Raw genomic sequence first — 25,357 nt, 5'->3', positions numbered from 1 at the left:
AGGTTTCCTTGCGCCTAAAAAAACAAACTTATAAGAGAACAAAAGGAAGGTTGACAGCCAAAAACACAGCCTAGATAATAGGGCCCATTGTAAACACTTTTGCAAAAAGGTCTCTCCTTCATGAGAGTTATCTTCCCAGACAAGTACAAACACACCCCATTTTTAGGTAGAGCCCTTAAACGGCTTCCTCTTTTAGTGCTGGTAACTTCCTGCTCAGCTCCTTTCATCGCGTTTTTCTTACAATATTTTTTTCAAATGCGTGGCCCTATAGAGTGGCTCGCTCTTTCCGTGAAAGGGATCAGTCAACATTATTTTTGGCAGTGGTTTACCTACCCTCTAGTCACAGCAGACACCCTAAATCTTAGTGATTCTCGGAGCTTGGAAATTACGCAACGCTTGCTCATGCGTAATACTTTGGATTTCATTCTATTTTATAAAGCTACAGATGCGATTATCCGCAAATTAGGAATGAGCCGCTTTATTTTTCTTCTTACCACTCAAGTAAGTATCGTGGGGATTAGCATTTGGGCCTTCTTATGGTTAATCGGCAGCTCTCAATCCTTATTTGGACCAGAAAGCTTAATTTGTGCCCTTTTGATCGTGCGAGTTTTCTTAGATCCAGAAAAAAGACTTACTCTTCCCATTTTCCCCATCTCTTTATCTAGAAAATGGAGCTTCATCCTTCTTCTGCATTTCTATTTTCTTATTCTTATTCTGTCCGGAGCTTACGCAGCCTTACTCGGTTCTGTGCTATCTATGGTTTTAGCCGTATTTTTTTGCTATAGAGAGAAAATTCCTAATCCTTACAGAGGGATATATCGCTAGAAAACTCCTCACGCATGGAGTCTTCTTGGTCAGAAAAAAAGGAATAAAGAGCGGCTCTAACCTCTCCTATCCCACTCAAAACCCCCTCTTCAAATCTAAAAGAAGGGTTCCCCTCGAGTTCATCATAATCCATCGGCTGTAAAAGATCTTCTGTTGTCAATTCGGGAACCATGCTAGTACCCAGAGTCATTAGCCGTTTTTCCTGCTTAGAATATAGGTGATTAAGTAACTCAAAAATTTTATTTTTCATTTTTCTCCTTTCTTTTCTCCCAAAAAAAGTTTTTCATCAACCATTCAGACTCTTGATGACAAATCCCTGGGCAGCACTCTACTTGATGAAAAGGATGTTTTTCCAAAAAAACATTTAACCAACTACCTCCAGCCCCCAATCGCAAATCAGGAGCCCCCCAAACAATTCTGGGAATACGCGCTAACTGAATTGCTCCCGCACACATTAGACAGGGCTCTAAAGTACAATACAGAGTGGTATCTTTTAGCCTCCAATTTTGGAGATACTCTGCTGCCGCACTAATACAAATCATTTCAGCATGCGCTGTCGGGTCTTTTAATCGCTCCACACTATTGTGACCTCTAGCTATGATCGCATCTCCTTGAACAATGATGCAACCGACAGGAACCTCATCTAGTTCATATGCCTTCCTAGCCTCATCTAGAGCCTTCTTCATGAAAAATAAATCTTTTTCTATACACATAAAAATAACTATAACCTAATAAAAAAAAGCTTTGCTTCTTTCAATAATTAGCAAGCCTTTATCTTAACCAAAAAGCCCTCATAACATACTACAAATCACTTAATCGACGTCTTACATTTCGCTCAATAAAGAAAAAAAACTTCTTACTCTAGCAAAAGATGTACATTAACAAACCTCTTAGGTATAATTGGCCATTACGGCATTTTTTGTATTTAAGGAGACAGCGAATGTCTTTGGATAAGGGCACTAAAGAAGAAATTACTAAAAAATTTCAACTTCACGAAAAAGACACAGGTTCAGCGGATGTGCAGATTGCTATTCTGACTGAGCACATAACGGAACTCAAGGAGCACCTTAAAAGATCTCCTAAAGATCAAAATTCTCGCTTGGCTTTGCTAAAATTAGTAGGGCAGAGAAGAAAGCTCTTAGAGTACTTAAATTCTACTGATACTGAAAGATATAAAAATTTAATCGCTCGCCTTAACTTGAGAAAATAATACCCGATTTCGTTTTAGGACAACTTCATGGCTTTTGAGACTTTTTCTGTTGCGTTAGACAAAGATAAGACACTGATTTTCGAGACAGGGAAAATAGCTCGCCAAGCCAATGGAGCTGTTCTTGTCAAAATGAATGAAACTTGGGTTTTTTCATCAGCGTGCGCGGCCTCTTTATCAGAGGCCGTAGATTTTCTGCCTTTCAGAGTAGACTATCAAGAAAAGTTTTCCTCCGCGGGGAAAACCTCTGGAGGATTTCTGAAACGCGAAGGTCGTCCCTCCGAGAAAGAAATTCTTATTTCTCGACTGATAGATCGCTCTTTGCGTCCATCATTCCCTAATAGACTTATGCAAGACATTCAAGTCTTGTCCTACGTTTGGTCTTATGACGGGAAAACTTTACCAGACCCCTTAGCTATTTGTGGAGCTTCTGCAGCTTTAGCTATCTCAGAGGTCCCTCAGAATTGTATTGTTGCAGGTGTACGCGTCGGTCTCGTCGAAGGAAAATGGGTAGTTAACCCAACTAAAGATGAGTTAGACGCATCCAAGCTTGATCTCGTTATGGCAGGAACAGCTTCTGCGGTATTAATGATCGAAGGTCATTGCGACTTTTTGACTGAAGAGCAAGTTTTAGAAGCTATTGCTTTTGGACAAAAATACATAGCTAAAATATGTGACGCTATTGAAGCTTGGCAGAAAGCGATTGGTAAGGAAAAACAGCTCTCGGCTGTCCTTGATCTGCCGGAAGATGTGCAAAATGTTGTTTCGAATTTTATTAGAGAAAAATTCGAAAAAGCACTGTCTTTTAGAGATAGAGACGCTTTAGAACAAGTCTCAAAAGAGTTAGAAGAATCTGTTGTCGCCAACTTAGTTCAAGAAGAAAGTGATTTTTCTTTATTGAACGTGAAAGCTGCATTTAAGAATGCAAAATCCAATCAAATGCGAGCTTTAATTAGAGATCTCGGCATTCGCGTAGACGGACGAAGTACAACAGAAATTCGCCCTATTTCCATAGAAGTCTCTTTCCTTCCACGAACACATGGAAGCTGCCTATTTACCCGTGGAGAAACACAAAGTGTAGCTGTATGCACACTTGGGGGTGAAAGTATGGCACAACGATTTGAAGACCTAAATGGGGATGGAGCAGCGCGCTTTTATTTGCAGTATTTTTTCCCTCCTTTCTCTGTAGGAGAAGTTGGTAGAATCGGATCTCCAGGGAGACGCGAAATAGGTCACGGAAAATTAGCTGAAAAAGCTTTAAGTCATGTCCTTCCTGAAGCATCTCGATTCCCTTACACTGTTCGAGTGGAGTCTAATATTACAGAATCCAATGGGTCTTCTTCTATGGCTTCTGTATGTGGGGGCTGTCTTTCTCTGATGGATGCAGGAGTGCCTATCAAAGCTCCTGTAGCCGGCATTGCTATGGGTCTAATCCTAGATCAAGATAAGGCTATTGTCCTTTCTGATATTTCAGGGATAGAAGATCATCTCGGCGATATGGATTTTAAAGTCGCGGGAACTGAAGAAGGAATCACAGCATTCCAAATGGACATTAAAGTAGAAGGAATTACCCATGAGATCATGGAGCAGGCGTTGGCCCAAGCTAAGCAAGGTCGAAGCCATATCCTAAATCTTATGACACAGGTAATGTCTTCTCCTAATGATTCTGTTTCCAGATATGCTCCTCGTATTGAAACTATGCAAATCAATACTTCAAAAATCGCGACAGTAATAGGTCCTGGAGGGAAACAGATCCGTCAAATTATTGAGCGATCAGGAGCTCAAGTTGACATTAACGATAACGGGCTCATTAACATATCAGCTAACACCCAAGAATCTATCGATAAAGCTAAGGAGCTTATTGAGGGATTAACGGGAGAAGTTGAGGTTGGCAAGATCTATAACGGCCGAGTCACTTCCGTTGTGGCCTTTGGAGCATTTGTAGAAGTCCTTCCTGGTAAAGAGGGTCTTTGTCATATTTCAGAATTGTCTAAACAAAAAGTAGACAATGTAGCTGATTTCGTAAAAGAAGGTGATCGCCTAGCGGTTAAGTTGCTCAGCATCAATGAGAAGGGGCAACTAAAACTTAGCCATAAAGCAACTTTAGAATAGTAAAATAGACGATCCTACTAAATTCAAATAACTCTGAAAAGCTAAGAGAGGATTCTCTCTTAGCTTTTTTATTGATGAAACTTTATTGCTTATCTCTTACCCATAAAAAAAGAGAGCCCCTTTTTGGAGGCTCTCTTTTTTGTTTCGAATTTCACCATCAAGATTACGTGCCGATATTAAACTTCAACGTTCCATCCTGCACATCTTCTTGGGGAGGGGGAGGAGGAAGATCTTCTGATACTTTCTTATACAACATACCTTCTTCCTTCATACGAGCACGCTTCTTCTCTGCATCCCAAGAATGGTCCATAATTTCTTTAACATCCTTAGAATCCAAAGTTTCAAATTCTATTAACATCTGAGTCATAAGCTCTAATTCTTCCTTATGACTGTTAATAATATCCAAAGCTCTTTGATATGCAGCATCTAATAGAGTCTTGAGCTCATTATCAATGGATTTAGCCGTCTCTTCTGAATAATTTTTTTCATGATAAGATCCATATCCAGTAGGAGCTGCATCCGAACGCTCATCATAGGCTACGGTTCCCAACTGATCGCTCATCCCCCATTCACAAATCATACTACGTACGATCTTTGTCGCTTGCGCAATATCTTGTTGTGCTCCACTAGAAACGTCCCCTAGGAAAATTTGCTCGGCAGCTCGTCCCCCCATAAGAACAGCCAACTGATCATAAAGCTCTTTTTTCCAGTAGCTTAATTTATTTTTTTCTGGGAGGAAGTGTGTAGCCCCTAAAGACAATCCCCTAGGAATAATGGTTACCTTATCCACAGGATCCGAATGCTCAACACAAAGCCCAACAATAGCATGTCCTGATTCGTGATATGCTGTTGTCTTTTTCTCTTGAACATCCATTTCTAAACTACGCCGTTCTTTACCATAAAGAACCTTATCTCTAGCCTCTGCAACCTCAACCGCAGTAACAGCAGTACGGTCTTTTCTAGCAGCCAACAATGCCGCTTCATTCAGAAGATTTTCTAAATCGGCTCCTGAAGCTCCAGGAGTACTACGAGCAACTGCCATGAGATCCACAGTAGGATCCAATTTGATGCGTTTAGCATGAACCGAAAGAATTTCGAAACGGCCTTTTATATCAGGGAGATTCACAACAACACGGCGATCAAATCGTCCTGGACGTAACAAAGCCTTGTCTAAAACATCTGGACGGTTTGTTGCAGCCATGAGGATAACCCCTTCGTTTGTCCCGAAGCCATCCATTTCCACTAATAGCTGGTTTAAAGTCTGCTCTCTTTCATCATGGCCCCCTCCAATACCAGCACCACGATGACGACCAACAGCATCAATTTCATCAATAAAAATAATGCAGGGAGCATTTCGTTTAGCTTGCTCAAACATATCTCGAATTCTGCTGGCACCGACCCCTACAAACATTTCAACGAAATCAGAGCCTGCTATGGAGAAGAAGGGACGGTCTGCCTCACCAGCAACAGCTTTAGCAATTAAAGTTTTTCCTGTTCCTGGAGCCCCTATAAGAAGAATCCCCTTAGGAATACGTCCCCCTAAGCTCGTAAACTTAGTTGGATTTTTCAAGAAATCTACGATCTCAACAAGCTCTTCCTTAGCTTCCTCTATCCCTGCTACATCAGCAAACGTTACTTTATTCTGTCCCTTTGTTAACAATCTCGCGGGAGATTTCCCAAATGACATGGCGGAACCATTCATCCCCTTTACCTGACGAGAAAAGATAAAGTAGATAAATAGCAGGACCAAAATAATCGGCATAAAAGTGAAAAGATAACTAGAATAGTGGGGAGTTGGCTCTTCACTTCTAAATGTTTTTTCTAAAACTAAATTTCGTGGCTGGTCTGGAGCTCTAAATGACAAAGATTTGTTTCCAGAGAACGCGGCCCACTCTTGTTTAGCACCTTCAAACCATCGGCTGAAAACTTCAGGATCTTGTTTCTCTAAAGCTCGAGAAGAAAGCTCTTGGTTATTGAAATACCAAACAGCCTGGACTAATTCACCCCGAATTTTGTCGAGCTGAGCTTGAATTTCATCACTTTCCCCTAATAATTTCATACATCTGTTGAAATCTTCACGATACAGACGTACGGAACGCAATTGATTGAAACGAGCTCCATCCTCTGGAGAAACAAGCGATAAAGAAATCCTATGTAAAGTCTCTAATACTGTTTTGTACAAGGTGATAGCCTGCTCCCCTTCAACAACTTGAGTTAGAGAACTTTCTACCTGCTGATACAAATCCTTAATTTCTTTTTTCAAGGATTCAGAGCCTATTCCCAAAGCTGGCGAAAGATATTTCCCAATCAACGCATACAAATCGGAACCAAAAACTCTAAGACTTTCTGCAGATCTAGGTAAAGAACGTACCCGGTCTTCCAAAGTAGCCAGATTCACAATCTGAACACTTACAGGACCATGAATAACTAAAGGCTCTAAAACCGAAAGTCCTACATCCGTTCGAGGAGAAATAGTATAACCGGATTCAGGGATTGGCATTCCAGAAATAGCTGAAAACCAAGTGACCGCATTACGAACTTCTTTTGATAAAACCGACAAGGATGTCGTTGTTTCTTCCAACTCAAAATCTATCTGATGTTTACGATCAATAAGATTAAGATACTGGTACCGAACCTGACCTTCAGCTGGAACAGATTCTCGGAAACGTCCACTGAATGACACTAAATTATCATTCAAAGCGATCTTACGGCTCTCTTCTGGAATCAGTAACTTGAGATTCACGAGATGTTCGAGTTGATGGCTGAAGCCCACCGAAGCTTTTTTAGCAGAGAAAAAGTTTTGGACTGTAACTACGCCAAAAATTACTCCGAACAAAAGAAAGAAAAAAGCAGTAGGAAAACTTTTTTTAGATTCTGGATTTGTTTTTTTATCTTTAGCCATAAAACTCACTACAATGCTAATCAAACAGGCAGATAATTATTCAATATATCAAAATATTTTATTATTTTGTTTATAAACCTCTAATTGTAGAGATAAAAAACAAGAAGTGTTTTTCTTTCAACAATCTGATGAACCATACTATGAAAGCCCTGAAAACACCATCAATATATACTTTCTATGATTACTCCCCTAGCTTTTACCAATACGGTTCGATTACGAAGTCGTAATCTTGCCTCAGATCTTCGCACGAGATGATCATAAACCGTTTGCAAAAAACCCTTTGAAGCGACAAGCCCCTGCTTGAAGAAAAACTGCTTACATACCCACTTTGTCAAAAAGGCCGTTTGTAATAACTCTTGTCCCACAGGTAGAAATTGTCCTATCTCATTATCAATAACCTGCGATAAAAAAGGTGCTGCTTGCTGATCTAAGTACTCTCTGAGCTCTGCAGAATCTTCCGCAAGAAAAAGCAAAGGCTGTCTGATATTTTTCCCGAAAATCTCTTGTAGATAAGGGAATAATTGTTCCCTCATTCTTGCACGTAAAAAGCGTTCATCAGCATTTGTGGCATCCTGAACATACTCAATTCGATAATTATCAAGAGCTTCAACAATTTGCCTCTTAGTAATATGTAGAAGCGGTCGCAGTAATGTTATGCCCTTATATGTTCCATACCGTGCCATTCCCTTGAGATTTCCAAGATGAGCTCCTTCAAATACCCGTTTCAAAATGGTTTCTGCTTGATCATCTGCATGATGCCCTAGAAACACACCTGCGAAAAGTCGTTCTTTACACAATCGATAAAATAACTCGTAACGGTATTGCCGAGCAATATTCTCGATGTCACTAAAATCCATAGGATTTGCGACTTCCTGGCGATCTAAAATAAAAGGAATTTGTTCCCGCTCGCATAAGGAAGCCAAATCACAAGCTTCCTGATATGAAGTCTCCCTCCAGCCATAATCCACATGTACAGCCGTGAAAGAAATGCCTCGAGACCTCAGCAAATACATTAATAATAAGGAATCACTCCCGCCGGATAACGCCAGCAAGTATTTTTTTTTCTTGTCTAAAGAAGAAAAAAAAACTTCTAATTGCTTATCATTCTCGAATAAACGGATTACCATAACAGCGTTCTTAACTATCCACAGATTTACAAGATTTTTCTATGCGCGTAGTTTTGTTAACTAAAACGTTTAACTAATTGTCTATTGCGGAATCGCCATGCCTATTCTATGGAAAGTTCTTATTTTCCGTTATTTAAAAACAACTGTCTTCTGTACGCTTAGTCTAATTTGTATTTCTATCATTAGCTCTTTGCAAGAAATTGTCAGCTACATCGCTAAAGATGTGCCTTATGCGACCGTCTTTAGAGTCACAGCTTACCAAATTCCTTACCTTCTTCCTTTTATACTCCCAGCTTCTTGCTTTATTTCGGCTTTTACCTTATTTCGCAAACTCTCCGATAATAACCAAATTACCTTTTTAAAAGCTTCTGGAGCATCTCAAGGCATGATTATCTTTCCGATTTTAATCACATCGGGAATCCTTTGCTGCTTCAATTTCTACACATGCTCGGAACTAGCTTCTATTTGCCGCTTTCAAACAGGGAAAGAAATCGCGAATATCGCCATGACATCCCCAGCACTTTTACTACAAACCCTGCAAAAAAAAGAGAATGACCGCATCTTTATTGCAATAGACCACTGTGGGAAAAGCAAATTTGATAACGTAATTATTGCTTTAAAACATAACCAAGAGATATCCAACATTGGGTTTGTTGAAACCATTATTCCTGATGTGAACAAGGATTCTGTTCAAGCTAAGAATGTCTTGGTAATTTCTAAAGTCCCCCTCTTTTCGGAAGCTCGTACATCCAATCCTAATGAATTTTATCTAGAAACTTTGGATGAATTGTTTATCCCTAAAATTACAGCGACCTTATTTGCAGGGAAATCCTATATGAAAGCTCGTACAGATTATTTGCCCTGGAAACAATTAATCCAAGATGTTCATTTGCATCTTGCAGAAATACTTCGTCGTGTTGCCATAGGATTGTTATGTAGCACGATGACCTTCTCTGGATTAGCCTTGGGAACTTACAAACCTCGTTTCCGTAAACCAGTTCTCATCTATGTTCTATTTCCAGTACTCAATCTTATCTTTCTTATCGTGGGGAAAAATACCACCCATCCTATTTCAGCTTTAATGCTTTTCCTTTTTCCCCAACTACTCTCATGGCTAATTTTTTCTTGGCGAATATATAAAGAAAATCAAGGACATGCATAGATATGGCTATCTGGAAACGCTACATTCTCGCTCGCTTCTGGCTCTCCCTTTCTTCTTTATTTTTTTTAGCGGTTATATTCTATGCTTCCATTCACCATTCATTACACGCTTTTCGGGAAGGGAAGACAGCTATTGCTGGAGCCCCTTTACAACTATCCTTGCTTTACTACCTTTCTCAAATTTCTTTGAAAGCGGAATTTATTCTTCCTCAACTTGTAGCGATTGCTTCAACAATTACTCTGTTCTCAATGCAAAGCAAACGAGAAATTCTTTTGTTACAAGCTTCAGGTCTTTCGCTTAAAACTGTAATTCGCCCATTAATTCTGTCTAGTACCTTAGTTACCCTTCTTCTTTATGCGAACTTCCAATGGCTCCATCCCATTTGCGAAAAGATTTCTATTACAAAAGAGCATATGGACAAAGGGACCTTAGAAAAAGCTCAGGAAAAAATTCCCGCGCTTTATCTGAAAGATCAAACCGTTCTTATTTTCTCTTCCATTAATCATAAGGCGGCTACCCTGAATAATGTTTTTTGGATTAAAGGACCCAAAACGATCTACTCTATCAAAAAACTCGCTTTCACTACCCCATCCCTTCCTATTGGACTTGAGGTTTCTTATTTTTCTGAAGACGAAAATCACGAGATATCTCTAACTCAGTTCTTTGATATGAAAGAGTTCCCTGAATTAGAATTCAGCTATTACGACAATCCGTTTTCAAAAATTTTCATAACTGGAAGAGATTGCAGCTTCTCAGCCTTTTTTCAGGCTATTCCTTGGCATGCAGCAAAGTTTGGTCTTTTAACAACGGTTCCTCAAAGGATTTTATCCTTGCTCACGCTATTCTACTATATGCTCATCTCTCCCTTACTCTGCATAGCATCAGTAATCTTATCCGCCTACCTTTGCTTACGTTTTCATCGGCTTCCTAAAATTACTTGGGCCTACTTAGTTCCTTTAGGCACCATTAACATCTTTTTCGTGTTTTTGAAAGCAGGAATGGTTCTTGCTAATAACAGCGTTTTACCGGCTCTGCAAGTCATGTTTATTCCAGCTAGTGTTATGCTTATAATCACTCTATATGCTTACCGGAAACTTGCTTAAATACCTGAAAACTTCCATTTCTCTAAATCATAAGAAAAGAATGCTTGAAGATCTTTCAGATTTTGACGATTTTTCCTTAAACAATTTAGAAACTTGCTGAATAGCTCCATATGTTGAGCAAATACTAGCCTATCTCTAGCCACTAATGTTGGAGCTAATATTTTTGCTACCATAAGTTTCAAGCTATCCTCATCCCAACTTCCCTGATCTTCAAAAAAGGCAAACCCAGAAACAAAAATAGAGGCGTAATCCAAACCATCCTTAGACATCACCACTAAAATATTAGGATCCAACTGTTCGATCAGATTAAAAACGATAAAGTAATAGATAAGATGTAGAAGCAAAGTTTTATCGTTTTTGAATAAAATTTTTTTCTTTGAAAAGAAGACATCTTTCAGAGATGGAACGATTCTTTCTAGAAAAACTCCCATACGCTGTTTTGTTTCTTCTGGAAGAAGACAAAATCCTTGAGTCTTAGGCTTAAAAAACTCTTGCTGCACTACAGAAAAGAAATCCGCGAATGTTTCTAGCTCACCATGAATCCTTTCTAATCCATCTAACAAATCCTCAGGTTCAGGGAATGCGAGTACATATGTAGAAGGATAATTTTGCAAAGATTCTTCGATAATACGACTTCTAGCGCGATCTTTACGAGACAAGCGATTTTGAATGTTTACGACCAAAACCTTATCCCCTTGTCGCATTTTAGAATCCAGAAAATGTAGAAATTCCCCATTACAGTTAGCATACAAGATAGAACTTTGCGATACAGGGCTTGGTGTACGAATAATTTTTATCTCTTTGTCCCCTTGATGAAGTTTCCCCTCAAGACAAGGAAGAATTCCCAAAAGAATCGGATCAAACTCTTTCAAATAAGGATCGAGCATTCTATCTATAGCTTTAAATAACGGCCCATTAGGGTACTTAGAGAATAATCTATGTAACTCGTCATAGATTTCAGAGACATATTGTCCTGCAGATAAAGATTTTTTCCCTTCCTCTTTCTGGATTTTCGAAGAAATATTTAAAACAATGTAATTAATAGCTTCTTCAAAATCGATAGTATGATCGTATAATTTAGCACTTAACGAAGAGACAAGAGATTGAGAATGTTTTTCTTGCAAATCGAGCAAATCTTTCTCATTAAGAATAGCCGTAGCTTTTCTTAAAAAATGTAGAAAATCATTAAAATATCTGAGATTTTCTTTTTTTGGATGTTGACTTACAGCTGTGGCCTCATGACGAGCTAAAAACAAGGCCATTAAAGCATTATGCACATTAACCGTGAGTTCTGCACTCATATTAGTGAGAGCTTTCTGATAAAACAAACGAATGGGCATATCGCTTGTATATACTAAAGAAGAGGCTAACTTAGTTACCTCTTCACTATTCCATACGATCGTTTTCGTTAGGGGATCATTTTCATGCATAGATTCATGAATCTTCCCCTGTTTATAGATAATTTGTGCCAAGGCATCTGTATAAAACCGCTTATTATTTTCGTTTGCCATGTAAAAAAGCTCGTAGGAACGATCTTTTTTCACTTCCACAAGGTTATTTAAAAACTCTTCTTGTTCCTGACAAACCTCAAAAGAAGGAGATGGAGCCTCTTTTTGTTCTACTACTTTATTATTTAAATATTCGCGAGCTACATCATAAGTGTGATTGAGATGAAGGTAATCTTTGGAAAGAGAACGATAGACTGCCTCTTTACGATCTTCTAGAAAAGAAAAGACATCCTGAACTCCTGCAATAAGAAAATCTGTCTCTTTAATTGCTTTATCTATGTCTTTTTGATGGAAAGCCCCAGCTTGCTTGAAATAGTGATCTATGTAATGTAAGGCTTCCTTCATTTCTGAAAGAGCTTTGTTATGAGAGGGAGATGCCGTATTTCCATCGGAATAGCCATAAGAAATTTTTTTTAACTGCTCTAAATTCTCTAAAGCTTTTTCAAACTTACGAGTCTTTTCCATGTCTCCCCCGAGAGCTAGTAAAAAAATAAGCTTTTTATTATTCAAAGAATGTTTCTAGTTTATTTTAAAAACAAATTATCTTTCAAAGAATTTGTTTTACAAACAAACTATATGCAAATAAAACGAATTCTAGATTATTTAAAACAAAACAAATGAGAGCAAAAAAAAACCTTTTCAGAAGAAGAGTCATACTCTTCACTCCAAAAAGGTTCTTCAAAAAGAATCGGAAGAAGAGGGATTCGAACCCCCGGACCCTTTCAGGTCTCCTGTTTTCAAGACAGGTGCATTAAACCGCTCTGCCATTCTTCCTTAAGAAAATTGTCGCAAAAACCGCAAATCGTTCTCGCTAAACAATCGAATATCGGAAATTCCGTACTTAAGCATCGCAAGACGCTCTATACCCATTCCCAAAGCATATCCAGAATATTCTTCCGGATCAATATTTGCTTGACGCAAGACGTTCGGATGAATCATCCCAGCACCAGCAACCTCTAACCAACCCGAGTGTTTACATAAAGAACACCCAGCCCCACGGCACTCGCAAGAAATATCTACCTCAATCCCTGGCTCCACAAAAGGGAAGTAGCTGTGTCTATACCGCAACTCTACCTTACGACCAAAGAAGATATGGTAAAACCCCGACAACATCGATGTCAAGTCCGAAAAAGAAACATCTCTGTCTACATGAAAAGCCTCTACTTGATGAAAGGTCACATGAGAACGTGCAGAGATGTCTTCGTTACGGAAACACTCTCCTGGAGCGACGACTCTAACAGGAGGTTTATTTCTCGCTAACTCCCGAGACTGCACGTTCGAAGTATGTGTACGCAAGACAGTAACCGGATCGAGATAAAAAGTATCCTGCATCTGTCTAGCGGGATGATCTTCCTCAAAATTAAGCAGAGAAAAGTTATTCTTTTCACTTTCAATATTAGGAGCTTCCCGGACACAAAACCCAAAACGAACAAAAATGTCTACAACATCATCGAGAACTTTCTTGATAATATGCTTGCCCCCAAGAGGAGCATCCTCTCCGGGCAAACTAACATCAACTTTCTCTTTAAGGAACTCTTCTGCCTCTTCTTTGGCCAAAATGACCTGACTTTTTTCAAGTAAAACTTCCTCAATGTACTGCTTACAAGCATTGATGGAAGCTCCAATAGTCGCTTTTTGCTCTACAGGACACTCCCTCAACTGATCCGCAAACCCTCGAAAGATTCCCTTCTTACCAAGGTACTTTACTTTCAAATCAAAAAGATCTTTAGAAGAATGCACAAGGCTTAAATCACAACTAAATTGCTGCTTAACAGCCTCAAGTTCCTCTTGAATTGTCATAAACCTTTATCCCTGAATAGAAGCTTCCAAAGCGAGTTTAGCTTGAGCAGCTACTAAAGCAAATCCCTGAGGATCATGGATAGCCATCTCAGACAACATCTTTCTATTCAAATTAATTCCAGCTTGCTTAAGTCCGTTAATCAAGCGACTATAGGACAAACCATGAATTCGAGAAGCCACATTCAAACGAGAGATCCAAAGGCTTCTAAAATCGCCCTTACGATCTTTTCGGTGCATGTAGTTAAAAGCCATAGCCCGCATAACGGAAGACCGGCTCTGACGGAAATGCCCCTTTCTGTCCCCCCAGAATCCTTTTGCTTGTTTCAAAATGCGCTTACGACGCGCTCTAGAAGCTACTGAACCAGTTGCTCTTACCATATTTAAAACCCTCTACCTTTAAACAAGCATCATTCGCTTATACATGCCCACCTGACCTTGATCCACTAAAGGCTGCTTAGACAGGTTGCGTTTCTGTTGCGAAGATCTTTTTGATAATTTGTGTCTTTTCCCCGGACGAGTTCTTTTTAATTGACCAGAACCAGTCAATTTGAAACGCGCCGCAACGGACTTATTGCTTTTCATCTTGGGCATGGACTTTTTCCTGTTTTTTCTTAGTTTTTAGTGTTCCCGGAGCAATAACACAGATCAAAGAACGGCCATTTAGTTTAGGTTCAGACTCAACAAAACCAACATCTTCCAAGCCCTGGCACATCCTTTGAACAACTTTATGCCCGTGTTCGGGATAAGCCAACTCTCGCCCCCGAAACATACAAGAAACTTTTACTTTATTTCCTTTTTCAATAAAGGCTCTAGCTTGCTTTACTTTCGTAAGAAAGTCATTGTCATCAATATTAGGCTTTAACTTAACCTCTTTGACACGCACTTGGTGCTGAGCCTTCTTACTATCCTTTTCTTTTTTAGTTACGTCATAACGATACTTCCCGTAGTCCATGATCTTACATACGGGAGGCTCTGAGTTTGAAGCAACCTCAACAAGGTCTAAATCAGCTTCCCTGGCTAAATCTAGGGCCTCTTTTATACTCAATATGCCTAGCTGCTCTCCAGAAGAACCTATTACACGCACCCTGGGAGCTCGTATCTGCCTATTTATTTTTAGGTTTAAAGCCACATCTACCCTGCTAAAATTAGTAATCGCCGGCGGAGAGTCCCAAAACTATAGCCCTCTTCTCCAAGAAGAAGGGCTTCCCTTTTGGTCTAAACCAAATTTCGCATTCGCGACGTAATCCAAACGACTCCGCTCCAGACTGCTACATGGTACCTATAGATAAGGATTATTATCAAGTATTGCGCCGAAAACTTCGCTCCTTTTTCCCTCAAAAGAATTCTATAAACTTATTCAAGAGAAGTCTTCGACAAGAAATTTTTTATTTTCAAATCAATCACAGATAAGTAGGTCTACTCTTTCATAAAAATGACTCTTGGTATATACTCAGTGCCTTCCTTCCATTTCGGCGCCCTAAGAAAGGAGGAAAGGCTGAGCCTTCATGTTATAGGGTGCATAGCGTTGTATTCTTTTTTTAGGTGTGATCATGTCAGTAATGGCTTCTGACAGTGCTCGTGCTGTGGTGTGTACTAGCCGGCCTTTCCCAAAGCAAAAATTGCGTGAACTTGTTTTACAGGCATTGTACGCCCTGGAAATGGCCCCTAAGGGAGAGGACTCTCTTGTTAGTCTGCTGATGACAGAAGCCTCTGTTTCAAAAAAAAATGTACTATACGCCTTAATGTTTTGCAAAGCAATTCGGGCCAACCAGTCAGAGCTGGATGCTCTGCTTAATGCGACAATTCGCACAACCACTCTTGCTAATCTGACAATTATCGAGCGCAATATTTTACGCATGATGCTTTTTGAACATCAGCAGAATCAAGAAAGCTCCCCTATCCCAACAGCAGTTCTTATAGCGGAAACAACTCGCCTCATTAAAAAATTTAGTTATGTGGAAGGAAGTTCGCTAATCCTTGCCGTTTTAGGTTCCATTTTTGACCAGGTAGCTCAAGAGCCCGCTTCTATGTGTGGTTAACCGTATATAATTTTTATCTTTAGCATTACCCCTTATCAAATTAAGATGACAGAGCATAAGGAAATACCGTTATGTATGGTGTTTCCTCTTCGCAACGATCAACTTTGCAATATATTTTATGACTAACGCATTTCCCTTCTCCGTCCAAGAATCTGTTCCGTTAAACCGCTTCTCTACTTTTCGCATTGGAGGGCCTGCGCGATACTTTAAAGAGTTAGTTTCTGTTGATGAAGCTCTGAAAGTTTTTTCATTCTTACACACCTCTCCTATTCCTTATATTATTATAGGGAAGGGATCCAATTGCTTGTTTCATGACCAAGGATTCAATGGTCTTGTTCTATACAATAATATCCAAGGCCAAACATTCCTTTCTGATACACAAATTAAAGTGCTTTCTGGAGTTTCTTTTTCTCTTTTAGGGAGGCAGCTTTCTTCTAAAGGATTTTCAGGGCTAGAATTTGCTGTAGGAATTCCAGGAACTGTTGGAGGTGCCGTATTTATGAATGCTGGAACCGCATTAGCTAATACGGCCTCATCTCTTGTCAGCGTAGAGATTATCGATCATGCGGGGAATTTACTTTCACTATCTAGAGAAGAGCTGCTTTTTTCTTATCGAACATCGCCTTTTCAAAAAAAAACTGCATTCATTGTTTCTGCAACATTCCAGTTAACTCGAGATTCTCAAGCAGCTCAACGAGCAAAAGCTTTAATTGAAGAACGCATCCTTAAACAACCGTACGAATACCCTTCTGTGGGATGTATCTTCCGCAATCCAGAAGGCGTGTCTGCAGGAGCACTTATTGATCAAGCAGGATTAAAAGGACTAACCATAGGGGGAGGACAGATATCCCAAAAACATGGCAATTTCATCATTAACACTGGAAATGCCAGTGCTGCTGATGTTCTAGAACTTATTGAAACCATTCAAAAAACTCTTAAACAACAGGGAATTGCTTTGGAAAAAGAGGTGCGCATTATTCCCTTTCAACCTAATCTTGGCGTTTCCTAAAAAGAAATAAGCGTGGGGCTTTCTTTCTATTCACGGAATAGTGCGTACACACTTCCCATTTGCTCGGATCCAAATTCACAGCTAACTGATCTACACAGAGCAACTCCTCTGCCCCTTCTTCATGCCCAGGATAACAGACAATGCTGACCACTCCTGAAGGAGATACAAGCTCTAATGCTTTTTGAATACTAGCAATTGTGGAGGCTCTACACGTGGTAATCTGCTTATCCCCATTGGGTAAATATCCGAGGTTATAATGAAATAGCTTAGCACCTTCCTCTTGAATATACTCATGCGAGCAGAGCTTCATTTCAATAATCCTTCGTTCTTCAATTAGTAAATGATTTTCAAAATGATTTTTAGCTCGATCCAACGCCTCTTGCTGAATATCATAAACAACCAAACGCCCTTTCCCCTGAAGTAATTGAGCTAAGAACAAAGCGTCTTTCCCATTCCCACAGGTAGCATCAACAATAACATCCCCAGGCTTGACTACCTGCTGAAAAATCGCATGCGAAAGCTTGATTACATTACTAAAAAGCACATCTATCCCTTTTAACATCATAAGCCTCTTGAAAAAAGATCCTATTTCCTTTATAAAGTATGCGAATTGTTTGGGGTATTAGCTCAGTTGGTTAGAGCGTCACGTTGACATCGTGAAGGTCAGCTGTTCAAGTCAGCTATATCCCAACTCTCTTTACGAATTCTGTACAGAAAATTTTCTCTCCCTTAGATCTCCATAAGTTTTCAAACCAAGACCCACCATAATTGTCTTTCACATTGACGTAATAAGGATCCTGCATCCCAGGAGAAAGATAATTAAGCATAACTTGAATAGAGTTCGTTAGATAAGTGTGGTCATCAGTAACCAAAGTTAACTGCCCACCCTCTACAAGAACTCGCACCATATCTTGGACAAAAACATCTTGAAATAGGCGATGTTTGCGATGTCGAAACTTAGGCCAAGGATCTGGGAAATTCACGACTATTTTTTGGAAGGAAGCATCCGTCACATAATGGGTAAAAAAGGTTTGTGCTTCCCCACAAACAATGAGCAGATTATTTACCTTATGATTGCTCATTTTTGACCAAATCTTACGAACTCGATCAAAACGTTTTTCTACCGCAATCCAATTGATCGAAGTATCCTTTAAAGCCTGTTCCACTACCCAATCTCCGTTCCCAGAGCATAATTCACAACAAACAGGACCTTCATTAGCAAAGAGATTTTGCCAAGAAGGCATCACAAATTCTTCATATTTAGGATAGTAACTAGGGACATAGAACACGTGATTTTCTATTTTTGGGCAACGATCTTCCCAAAAATAGGGTAATTTCAAATCTTGTGGTTTCACTGAAAAATACTTTGTCTACGAAAGGCTGCATCCAACCCCATACCCAAATCTTGCTACTCTAAAAGCAGTCTCAGGAGAAGTGCTTGACCTTTTCCATTTTTAATAAAAGGGCAACAAAATATTATGAGAAAATTACAAAAAATTCACGGGTAAACAAACGGAATTATAAACTATAAAAACTCTCATTTTCTTAGAAAAATTATCAACCCATAAAAAACCCCAGCCTTATCTTATTGGCTGGGGCCCGTCTATCCCTTTATCAAGCTTACCAAGTTAAGCTTGCTGCATGCTGATACTCAGTAACCCTTGTTTCAAAGAAATTCTTTTCTTTGTTAAGGTCAATAGTTTCACTCATCCAAGGGAAAGGGTTTTTTGTATGATAGATTGGTTTTAAGCCTATTCTCTCTAAACGACGATCTGCAATATGTTGTACATAATCAATAAACATCGATGCTCTTAGACCTAAGATACCTCTAGGGAGACAATCTCGAGCATAGTCGATCTCTAAGTCCACAGCACGCTGAATCATTTCAATGATTTCTTGTTGCAATTCCGTAGTCCAAATCTCGGGATTTTCTTCTTTAATCCCATTAATCAAATCAACACCAAAATTTAAATGAATGGTCTCATCCCTCAGGATGTATTGATATTGTTCCCCAATACCAACCATTTTATTTTGTCTATGGAAGGAAAGGATCATAACAAATCCACTATAGAAGAAAATTCCTTCCATAATGATGTAATAACCCACTAAGTTTTTAATAAACTCTTGCAATCCCTCTACAGAGTCTGTACGGAAATTAGGATCCAAAACTTTACCAGTGATCTCCATCTGGAAATCATCTTTAGCCTTAATCGAAGCACGCTCGTTATAGGCATTGAAAATCTCTTTTTCATCCAATCCAAGGGATTCACAAATATACAAAAATGTATGTGTGTGGACAGCTTCTTCAAATGCTTGTCTCAAAAGATATTGTCTAGCCTCAGGATTAGTAACATGCTTAAAGATAGCTAGGACAATATTGTTCCCAACCAAGCTCTCTGCAGTACTAAAAAAACCCAAATTCAAAAGAATCACTCGTCGCTCATCTTCTGAAAGAACATTGGATTTCCATAATTCAATATCTTTCCCCATAGAAATTTCCGTAGGGAGCCAGTTATTTGCACAGCCATTTAAATAATGTTCCCAAGCCCATTTGTACTTAATTGGCACAAGTTGGTTTACATCGACTTGATTGCAGTTCACTAGGCGCTTGCTATTTAGATTAACTCGCTTCTGTTTTCCATCTAAAATATCTGCTTGCATAAGAACCGTTAAATAATTGTTAATTTTGATTAGTTATTGACATACCTCACACCCTTCTTCTAACGAACAGACGGGTGTTTTACTTGCTCTTTCAACAACAATTCCTGCCGAAGCAGATTTATTTTTCATCCAACGAGGCTGAATTCCCCTTTTATTAATATCTACAAAAGATTTCTCAACAGTCGTTGCTGACGAAGATCGGAGATAATATGTCGTTTTCAAACCTTTTTTCCAGGCTGTGAGATACATGTTGGATAATTTTTTCCCGTCAGGCTGTGCAAGATAAAGGTTGAGAGATTGCCCCATGTCAATCCATTTTTGTCTTCGAGACGCACACTCAAGAATCCATTCCGGCTCAATTTCAAAGGCTGTTAAGAAAATATGTTTTATATGATCCGGGACACGCTCTATTTCTAATAACGATCCATCAAAATACTTGAGATCATCCAACATATCGGCATCCCAAATGCCAAGTTTCTTCAATTTCTCTATTAAGTACACATTTGGAATAGTGAACTCTCCGGACAAATTGGATTTCACAAACAAATGTTTATACGTAGGCTCGATTGATTGAGTAACGCCTATAATGTTTGAGATAGTAGCTGTCGGAGCTATCGCCATCAACTGACAATTCCGCATACCATGCTCTCGAATTAAACTACGGATAGGCTCCCAATCCTTTCTTACCGAAGTATCCATTTGAAGATTGTCTTTGCCACGATAATTCGCAAGCAACTGAATAGTATCAATAGGGAGCAATCCTCTATCCCATTTCGATCCCTTATAAGAGCTATAGGTTCCTCGCTCCTTAGCTAACAAACAAGAAGCTTGAATAGCATAGTAAGAAATCAATTCTGAGCTGTAGTCAGCAAACTCCACAGCTTCTTGGGAAGCATAACTAATATCCAGTTTATATAAGGCGTCTTGGAATCCCATAACACCCAGACCAATTGCTCTATGAGCAAAGTTTGCTTCTTTAGCTTCTTTCGTTGGATAAAAGTTAATATCTATCACGTTATCCAACATACGAACTGCGATAGAAATTGTCTCAGAGAGTTTCTCCTCATCCAATCCATCGTCTAAAATGTGCTGAACTAAATTAACGGACCCTAAATTGCATACAGCAGTTTCTGTCTCAGAGCAATTTAATAAGATTTCCGTACATAGATTGGAGCAACGGACAACTCCCGTATGATCCTGTGCTGAACGAATATTGGATGGATCTTTAAAAGTCATCCATGGATGCCCTGTTTCAAAAAGCATACTGAGCATCTTTCTCCATAGATCTTCGGCTTCCACTTTCTTATATAGCCGAATTTCTCCAGAATCTACTTTTCTTTCATATTCTTCATATAAACGCTCAAACTCTTCTCCATAGGCATCATGTAGTCCTGGAACATCATCGGGGCTGAACAAAGTCCACGACCCTTTTTGTTGCAAGCGTTTAAAGAAAAGATCTGGAATCCAGCTGGCTGTATTTACATCATGAGCACGTCGGCGGTCATCCCCCGTATTTTTTCTCAATTCAAGAAAATCTTCGTAATCAAGATGCCAGACTTCTAAGTACACGCATACAGCACCTTTACGCTTACCACCTTGGTTAACTGCAACCGCAGTATCGTTAGTCACCTTAATAAACGGAATAACCCCTTGGCTTTTTCCATTTGTACCTTTAATTAAAGCTCCTGTCGCACGAATTGCCGTCCAATCATTTCCGATACCGCCTGCCCATTTAGAAAGCATTGCGTTATCAGAAATCACCTTATAAATATTCACTAAATCGTCCTGTACAGTAGAAAGATAGCAGGAGCTTAACTGAGAGTGTCGCATGCCCGAATTAAATAATGTCGGGGTAGCAGGCGTGTACCGGAATGTAGAAAGCAGGTTATAGAAAGTAATTGCCCAATAAGTCTTATCTTGCTCTTTTAATGCCAATCCCATCGCCACTCGCATCCAAAAAATTTGGGGAGTTTCTAAACGACGACCATCATCATGGTTAAAATAACGGTCGTACAGGTTTTGGATTCCCATGTATGAAAACTGTAAATCTCGAGACAGATCCATAGCATTGGCTAAAGCATCCAAATCAAAAAGATTTTTCAATTCTGGATTCAGACGATAGGAATCGCCTTCCATGATGTAACGTTTAAAATGATCGCGATAAACTTGTTCTAAGTCTTCATCACCTCTGGATCTATCTAAAGCTTCTTTATACACAACATCGAGTAGAAGCTCTGCAGCAACAAACGCATAATCAGGCTCTTTTTCGATATTAGCTCGAGCAGCCATAATACAAGCTAACACCACTTCCGACTCCTTAATGCCGGAATAGAAGTTCGAAAAAGCCATATCAGTGAGAAGAGCTGCATCTGTTGTCTCAGGGAAACGGCTGCAAGCGCGAGCTAGACGAGCTAGTAGCTGCGAGTGCGTAATCATGTATGTCGAACCGTCTTTGCTTAAAACTTCAAAAGTTTCCTCTGAAGGAGCCTCCTCTACGATCTGATCTTCTACTCGATTATCACGGACACGAGCTCTAGCTTCTCGATAAAGAATATAGTTCTTGGCAGTAGCATAGTGACCAACAACCATTAGCTGTTGTTCAACGATATCCTGAATTTGCTCAATATCTATGCGGCTGTCTTGTTGAGAGCAACGTTCTTCGATCTCTGCAACAATCTTTTGCGTTAATGCATTCACCTCTTCACGCACAAAATCAGGAGTCATTCCTTCAATTCGATCGGTCGCACGAAAAGCTTTTTCTAAAGCTGCAGAAATTTTCATAGGATTAAAATGAACAGTCGTTCCACAACGGCGAATAACAGAAAGGCTTTGCCAAGATTTTTCCCGATGCGCTTTACGGTCATCGCGATACACAACGTAATCGCGAGCAACATCCTGTAATCCGTTAATATATAACTGACTTTCAACCATATCTTGGATACGCTCTACAGTGACAACTTGTCCGTCTGTAATTTTCTGCACGACTTCCTTAACCACCTGGTGCGTAATAGAGCGTATAGAATTTTCTAAATCTTCAGGCAAAGGCATATGATCATCAATTCTGCGAGTATCTCGAAAAGCAGCCTCTAAAGCCTGAAAAATACGGTTCCGATCGAAAGGAACAAACATTCCATTGCGCTTAACAATCGTGCATTGCTTTTCTTGTAGATCGACCATAACTATCCTTGTAAACGTTGAATACGCGTTATCTATTCTATTTTGAAGCAAAGAAGCCTACAGTCCCTATCCGTCATTAAAAAAAATGGCAGAAAGAACCTTCATCCTACGCTTAAAATCAGAGTATTATCCTTTGAGTATGCGAGCCCCTAAACCCAAGATATTGTGAATGTCTCGGCTCTTGTATACCATATATAGAAGCTAGCAACGTTTCCTGCAATTGAAAAATAGCACAAACTTGCGACGAAAAAATTCTTTTCGAGAGCAAACTTTTAAGCGTGATGCTCTATATAAAAAATCACTCTTTTTTGTGATTTTTTTCTTGCAAAAAGAAGCACCCTACTTCTCTACCTATTTCACTTGCTTAAAGAAAACACGCAATAACCATAACCATCTCCAGGTTTTCTGTGTAGTGCCGAAAACATGTTTTGTGTAACATGGCCTTAAGCTTTACAAGGAAGGACATGAAAATAACCATGTACAACCTCCTTGGCTTTAGAAGGTTTTATATCGAAAGAGATTCGCTCTTGTTTACATAGACTGATTTTGGGCTATATAAATAAACTTACTGATCAGCAAAAAACATAGAGAAGGTTCCGCCATCCGCTAATTCTGTAATTAAATTCCGCTATTCCTAGGGAAAATATGAATCCAACTGAAATAGATTTTCGTGGTAAGCGCCGAGTTGTGACTCCCAATGCTATTACAGCTTTTGGTCTTTGTTGCGGGCTCTTTATTATTTTTAAAAGCGTGTTAAAGACTTCCTCGTCTTTGGAGCTTATGCACCGCTTACAAGGACTCTCTCTTCTTCTCATCAGCGCTATGATTGCCGATTTTTCAGACGGAGCTGTTGCGCGAATCATGAAAGCAGAGAGTGCTTTTGGAGCTCATTTTGATTCTTTATCTGATGCTATTACTTTTGGTATTGCGCCCCCCTTGATTGCGATTAAAAGTTTAAACGGGGAGTATGGAGGAACTTTCTGCTCTTCTTTCCTCCTAGTTACTTGCATTATTTACTCTTTATGCGGAGTACTTCGTTTGGTTCGCTATAATCTCTTTGCTACGACAGGAGAAAAAGCCACAACCTTTACAGGACTTCCGATTCCCTCTGCCGCAGCATGTGTAGTCTCCTTAGGAGTCCTCCTTGCTTCAGATACTCTGAATAGCCTTCCTGAAAAGGCTCGCGTTCTTCTCCTTTCTCTTGGCCTGCTACTTAGTGGTTGCCTTATGATCTCTACTTGGCGCTTCCCAGGACTCAAACATTTTCGTTTTCGAATTTCCTCTTCACTTTTGGTGCTAGGCATAGGATTAGGGACCTGCCTCTTCTTTTCTGGATTAGTCGATCATTTTCCTCAGGTATTTTTCCTAGCTTCCTGGTTATATGTACTAGTTGTTGCCCCTCTTTTTTCCTTTATCAATAGGAGACTCTCTTCTTAGCATATGTACATTGTTGCCATTTCTTTGCTCTCGCATACCATCTGGATACAAGGCGTATTCTTTTTATTTGGGCTAGCACTGGGAGTGATTAGCGCTTTTAAAATTTTTACGAAAACATTAGCTCAGAAAAATGAGGTTATTCGCAACCTTGAGCATGATAAGGCCATTTTACAAATGTCTTTAGATGCTCGCCGAAACCAAGAGCAACTGATTGAAGAGTTTTCCCATAAGCTGACTTCAGTATCGCAAGCTTTTGCTCGAGATATAAAAACAGAATCTCAAGAATTTTTCTCGGAGAAGACTCAGGCAATTCACTCCGTTCTTGCCCCAATGCACAATACCTTGTCTGTTTTCAAACAAAACTTAGAAAATTTTGAAACGAAACAAGCCGAAGATCGCGGCGCCCTTAGAGAGCAACTCTCTCAATTACTCACAGCAGAAAAAAAACTCGAACGTGAAACCCAAGCTCTTACTAATATTTTGAAGCACCCAGGATCTCGTGGAAGATGGGGTGAAATTCAGCTGGAGAGAATTCTCGAAATTTCTGGCATGTTGAAATATTGTGATTATAGCGTTCAAACAGTAGATGCTAATGATTCCTCTTCTCGAGCCGATATCGTCATTCGTTTACCGCAAAACCGCAGTCTTGTTATCGACGCTAAAACTCCGTTTTCTGAAGAATATCTTACAGATAGTCATGCAGATCCTACCGACTTAGTAAAAAAAATAAAAGATCACATTAAAACACTAAAAACAAAAAGTTATTGGGATAAGTTTGACCAATCTCCTGAATTCGTAATTTTATTTCTCCCTGGCGAAAGTCTATTCAATGATGCCATCCGTTGTGCTCCAGAACTCATGGATTATGCAGGACAATCTAACGTGATTCTATCCAGCCCAGTCACTTTGATGGCTTTATTAAAAACAGTCACATACGTTTGGAAACAAGAAAACTTACAAAATCAGATTCGAGAAATTGGACAGTTAGGAAAAGATCTCTATCAAAGGATGCACAAGTTATTCGACCATTTTCATAAAGTAGGCAAACACTTAGGACAAGCTGTTCACAGCTACAATGATATGTCTTCCAGTCTTTCCGCTAGAGTCCTTCCTATTCTGAGAACTTTCGATAAGCTCGAAATCTCTTCTTCTCACAACAAAATTGAAGGACTTTCTCAGATAAGTACCCTACCTCATTCACCGAAAGTGCCTTGTCAAGAACCCCCTCTATCAGAATGCTTCTCTCATCAAGACACTTCCTCTTCAGACCCTCTCTCTTGATTAAAAG

The 25,357-nt window shown here is 39.5% G+C and carries 22 protein-coding genes and 2 tRNA genes; 10 read left to right on the top strand and 14 right to left on the bottom strand.

Going from position 1 to position 25,357, the window contains the following annotated elements:
- Window positions 1-120 precede the first annotated feature (120 nt).
- The gene (locus TC_RS01180; protein WP_010229897.1) at window positions 121-825 is read left to right on the top strand and encodes a hypothetical protein; all 705 of its coding nucleotides are present in this window, start codon (window positions 121-123) and stop codon (window positions 823-825) included.
- Here the strand turns inward: TC_RS01180 and TC_RS01175 are convergent.
- Both TC_RS01175 and TC_RS01170 read right to left on the bottom strand, forming a co-directional pair.
- Window positions 797-1,075, bottom strand: a complete 279-nt coding sequence (locus TC_RS01175; protein ID WP_010904292.1) for a hypothetical protein — start codon at window positions 1,073-1,075, stop codon at window positions 797-799. The two genes, TC_RS01180 and TC_RS01175, sit on opposite strands and share 29 nt — an antisense overlap.
- Window positions 1,065-1,538, bottom strand: a complete 474-nt coding sequence (locus tag TC_RS01170) for a nucleoside deaminase (RefSeq protein ID WP_010232772.1) — start codon at window positions 1,536-1,538, stop codon at window positions 1,065-1,067. Before TC_RS01170 ends, TC_RS01175 begins: the two co-directional genes overlap by 11 nt.
- A gap of 227 nt (window positions 1,539-1,765) precedes the next feature.
- On the opposite strand from TC_RS01170, the gene rpsO reads away from it, so the two are divergent.
- A complete protein-coding gene (gene rpsO / locus TC_RS01165) occupies window positions 1,766-2,035 on the top strand; it encodes a 30S ribosomal protein S15 (protein WP_009872230.1) in 270 nt (89 codons plus the stop codon).
- 27 nt (window positions 2,036-2,062) lie between these two features.
- On the top strand, window positions 2,063-4,144 hold the full coding sequence (gene pnp, locus TC_RS01160) for a polyribonucleotide nucleotidyltransferase (RefSeq protein WP_010229870.1): 2,082 nt from the start codon (window positions 2,063-2,065) through the stop codon (window positions 4,142-4,144).
- A gap of 163 nt (window positions 4,145-4,307) precedes the next feature.
- Here the strand turns inward: pnp and ftsH are convergent, their stop codons facing one another.
- Together ftsH and tilS are read right to left on the bottom strand one after the other, a co-directional pair.
- On the bottom strand, window positions 4,308-7,046 hold the full coding sequence (gene ftsH / locus TC_RS01155; protein WP_010229868.1) for an ATP-dependent zinc metalloprotease FtsH: 2,739 nt from the start codon (window positions 7,044-7,046) through the stop codon (window positions 4,308-4,310).
- Between the two features lie 161 nt (window positions 7,047-7,207).
- Window positions 7,208-8,173, bottom strand: coding sequence for a tRNA lysidine(34) synthetase TilS (gene tilS / locus TC_RS01150; RefSeq protein WP_010229866.1), 966 nt, complete (start codon window positions 8,171-8,173; stop codon window positions 7,208-7,210).
- A 97-nt stretch (window positions 8,174-8,270) separates the two neighbouring features.
- Here tilS and TC_RS01145 point away from each other — a divergent pair, with 97 nt between their 5' ends.
- A complete protein-coding gene (locus TC_RS01145) occupies window positions 8,271-9,335 on the top strand; it encodes an LptF/LptG family permease (RefSeq protein WP_010229864.1) in 1,065 nt (354 codons plus the stop codon).
- Window positions 9,336-9,337: 2 nt separating this feature from the next.
- Window positions 9,338-10,438 (top strand): LptF/LptG family permease, encoded by a 1,101-nt coding sequence (locus TC_RS01140; RefSeq protein ID WP_010229863.1) that lies wholly within the window; start codon window positions 9,338-9,340, stop codon window positions 10,436-10,438.
- Here TC_RS01140 and TC_RS01135 read toward each other — a convergent pair.
- The 6 genes from TC_RS01135 to infC all read right to left on the bottom strand — a co-directional run bounded on the left by TC_RS01135 (window position 10,435) and on the right by infC (window position 14,875).
- Window positions 10,435-12,411 (bottom strand): hypothetical protein, encoded by a 1,977-nt coding sequence (locus TC_RS01135; protein WP_010229862.1) that lies wholly within the window; start codon window positions 12,409-12,411, stop codon window positions 10,435-10,437. The two genes, TC_RS01140 and TC_RS01135, sit on opposite strands and share 4 nt — an antisense overlap.
- 224 nt (window positions 12,412-12,635) lie before the next feature.
- A tRNA-Ser gene (locus TC_RS01130) sits at window positions 12,636-12,720 on the bottom strand.
- Complete coding sequence (pheS, locus tag TC_RS01125; RefSeq protein WP_010229860.1) at window positions 12,721-13,746, bottom strand: phenylalanine--tRNA ligase subunit alpha; 1,026 nt, start codon at window positions 13,744-13,746, stop codon at window positions 12,721-12,723.
- 6 nt (window positions 13,747-13,752) lie between these two features.
- On the bottom strand, window positions 13,753-14,124 hold the full coding sequence (gene rplT / locus TC_RS01120; RefSeq protein ID WP_010229859.1) for a 50S ribosomal protein L20: 372 nt from the start codon (window positions 14,122-14,124) through the stop codon (window positions 13,753-13,755).
- 18 nt (window positions 14,125-14,142) lie between these two features.
- Window positions 14,143-14,337 (bottom strand): 50S ribosomal protein L35, encoded by a 195-nt coding sequence (gene rpmI, locus TC_RS01115; protein WP_009872221.1) that lies wholly within the window; start codon window positions 14,335-14,337, stop codon window positions 14,143-14,145.
- Entirely contained in the window at window positions 14,315-14,875 is a 561-nt protein-coding gene (gene infC / locus TC_RS01110) for a translation initiation factor IF-3 (protein ID WP_010229851.1), read from the bottom strand. The genes rpmI and infC overlap by 23 nt, the downstream gene beginning before the upstream one ends.
- Before the next feature lie 421 nt (window positions 14,876-15,296).
- Here infC and nusB point away from each other — a divergent pair, with 421 nt between their 5' ends.
- Window positions 15,297-15,785, top strand: coding sequence for a transcription antitermination factor NusB (nusB, locus tag TC_RS01105; protein WP_010229848.1), 489 nt, complete (start codon window positions 15,297-15,299; stop codon window positions 15,783-15,785).
- 118 nt (window positions 15,786-15,903) lie between these two features.
- On the top strand, window positions 15,904-16,794 hold the full coding sequence (murB, locus tag TC_RS01100) for a UDP-N-acetylmuramate dehydrogenase (RefSeq protein WP_010229846.1): 891 nt from the start codon (window positions 15,904-15,906) through the stop codon (window positions 16,792-16,794).
- On the opposite strand, the gene TC_RS01095 is transcribed toward murB, so the two are convergent.
- Window positions 16,775-17,359: a class I SAM-dependent methyltransferase gene (locus TC_RS01095; protein ID WP_010229843.1), complete on the bottom strand. Its 585-nt coding sequence runs from the start codon at window positions 17,357-17,359 to the stop codon at window positions 16,775-16,777. The two genes, murB and TC_RS01095, sit on opposite strands and share 20 nt — an antisense overlap.
- Window positions 17,360-17,410: 51 nt before the next feature.
- Between TC_RS01095 and TC_RS01090 the strand changes: the two genes are divergently transcribed.
- Window positions 17,411-17,484, top strand: a tRNA-Val gene (locus TC_RS01090).
- Here the strand turns inward: TC_RS01090 and TC_RS04775 are convergent.
- The 3 genes from TC_RS04775 to TC_RS01080 form a co-directional block, all read right to left on the bottom strand.
- The gene (locus TC_RS04775; protein WP_010229841.1) at window positions 17,475-18,149 is read right to left on the bottom strand and encodes a tRNA (guanine(46)-N(7))-methyltransferase TrmB; all 675 of its coding nucleotides are present in this window, start codon (window positions 18,147-18,149) and stop codon (window positions 17,475-17,477) included. The two genes, TC_RS01090 and TC_RS04775, sit on opposite strands and share 10 nt — an antisense overlap.
- Window positions 18,150-18,414: 265 nt before the next feature.
- Entirely contained in the window at window positions 18,415-19,455 is a 1,041-nt protein-coding gene (locus TC_RS01085; protein ID WP_010229839.1) for a ribonucleotide-diphosphate reductase subunit beta, read from the bottom strand.
- Window positions 19,456-19,488: 33 nt separating this feature from the next.
- On the bottom strand, window positions 19,489-22,632 hold the full coding sequence (locus tag TC_RS01080; RefSeq protein WP_010229837.1) for a ribonucleoside-diphosphate reductase subunit alpha: 3,144 nt from the start codon (window positions 22,630-22,632) through the stop codon (window positions 19,489-19,491).
- 645 nt (window positions 22,633-23,277) lie between these two features.
- On the opposite strand from TC_RS01080, the gene TC_RS01075 reads away from it, so the two are divergent.
- Complete coding sequence (locus TC_RS01075; RefSeq protein ID WP_010229835.1) at window positions 23,278-24,069, top strand: CDP-alcohol phosphatidyltransferase family protein; 792 nt, start codon at window positions 23,278-23,280, stop codon at window positions 24,067-24,069.
- A gap of 3 nt (window positions 24,070-24,072) precedes the next feature.
- Window positions 24,073-25,350 (top strand): DNA recombination protein RmuC, encoded by a 1,278-nt coding sequence (locus TC_RS01070; protein ID WP_010229834.1) that lies wholly within the window; start codon window positions 24,073-24,075, stop codon window positions 25,348-25,350.
- Window positions 25,351-25,357 lie beyond the last annotated feature (7 nt).

Origin of the sequence: Chlamydia muridarum str. Nigg, assembly GCF_000006685.1 — a bacterium.
GTDB classification, from domain to species: domain Bacteria; phylum Chlamydiota; class Chlamydiia; order Chlamydiales; family Chlamydiaceae; genus Chlamydia; species Chlamydia muridarum.
Note: the sequence above shows the minus strand (reverse complement) of the source record. Positions and strands in the feature narration are given on the sequence as shown.

Excerpts from the sequence above, each read along its gene's own strand:
- TC_RS01180 (WP_010229897.1), top strand. The coding sequence starts at position 121 with ATGAGAGTTATCTTCCCAGACAAGTACAAACACACCCCATTTTTAGGT.
- TC_RS01175 (WP_010904292.1), bottom strand. The coding sequence starts at position 1,075 with ATGAAAAATAAAATTTTTGAGTTACTTAATCACCTATATTCTAAGCAG.
- TC_RS01170 (WP_010232772.1), bottom strand. The coding sequence starts at position 1,538 with ATGTGTATAGAAAAAGATTTATTTTTCATGAAGAAGGCTCTAGATGAG.
- rpsO (WP_009872230.1), top strand. The coding sequence starts at position 1,766 with ATGTCTTTGGATAAGGGCACTAAAGAAGAAATTACTAAAAAATTTCAA.
- pnp (WP_010229870.1), top strand. The coding sequence starts at position 2,063 with ATGGCTTTTGAGACTTTTTCTGTTGCGTTAGACAAAGATAAGACACTG.
- ftsH (WP_010229868.1), bottom strand. The coding sequence starts at position 7,046 with ATGGCTAAAGATAAAAAAACAAATCCAGAATCTAAAAAAAGTTTTCCT.
- tilS (WP_010229866.1), bottom strand. The coding sequence starts at position 8,173 with ATGGTAATCCGTTTATTCGAGAATGATAAGCAATTAGAAGTTTTTTTT.
- TC_RS01145 (WP_010229864.1), top strand. The coding sequence starts at position 8,271 with ATGCCTATTCTATGGAAAGTTCTTATTTTCCGTTATTTAAAAACAACT.
- TC_RS01140 (WP_010229863.1), top strand. The coding sequence starts at position 9,338 with ATGGCTATCTGGAAACGCTACATTCTCGCTCGCTTCTGGCTCTCCCTT.
- TC_RS01135 (WP_010229862.1), bottom strand. The coding sequence starts at position 12,411 with ATGGAAAAGACTCGTAAGTTTGAAAAAGCTTTAGAGAATTTAGAGCAG.
- pheS (WP_010229860.1), bottom strand. The coding sequence starts at position 13,746 with ATGACAATTCAAGAGGAACTTGAGGCTGTTAAGCAGCAATTTAGTTGT.
- rplT (WP_010229859.1), bottom strand. The coding sequence starts at position 14,124 with ATGGTAAGAGCAACTGGTTCAGTAGCTTCTAGAGCGCGTCGTAAGCGC.
- rpmI (WP_009872221.1), bottom strand. The coding sequence starts at position 14,337 with ATGCCCAAGATGAAAAGCAATAAGTCCGTTGCGGCGCGTTTCAAATTG.
- nusB (WP_010229848.1), top strand. The coding sequence starts at position 15,297 with ATGTCAGTAATGGCTTCTGACAGTGCTCGTGCTGTGGTGTGTACTAGC.
- murB (WP_010229846.1), top strand. The coding sequence starts at position 15,904 with ATGACTAACGCATTTCCCTTCTCCGTCCAAGAATCTGTTCCGTTAAAC.
- TC_RS01095 (WP_010229843.1), bottom strand. The coding sequence starts at position 17,359 with ATGATGTTAAAAGGGATAGATGTGCTTTTTAGTAATGTAATCAAGCTT.
- TC_RS01085 (WP_010229839.1), bottom strand. The coding sequence starts at position 19,455 with ATGCAAGCAGATATTTTAGATGGAAAACAGAAGCGAGTTAATCTAAAT.
- TC_RS01080 (WP_010229837.1), bottom strand. The coding sequence starts at position 22,632 with ATGGTCGATCTACAAGAAAAGCAATGCACGATTGTTAAGCGCAATGGA.
- TC_RS01075 (WP_010229835.1), top strand. The coding sequence starts at position 23,278 with ATGAATCCAACTGAAATAGATTTTCGTGGTAAGCGCCGAGTTGTGACT.
- TC_RS01070 (WP_010229834.1), top strand. The coding sequence starts at position 24,073 with ATGTACATTGTTGCCATTTCTTTGCTCTCGCATACCATCTGGATACAA.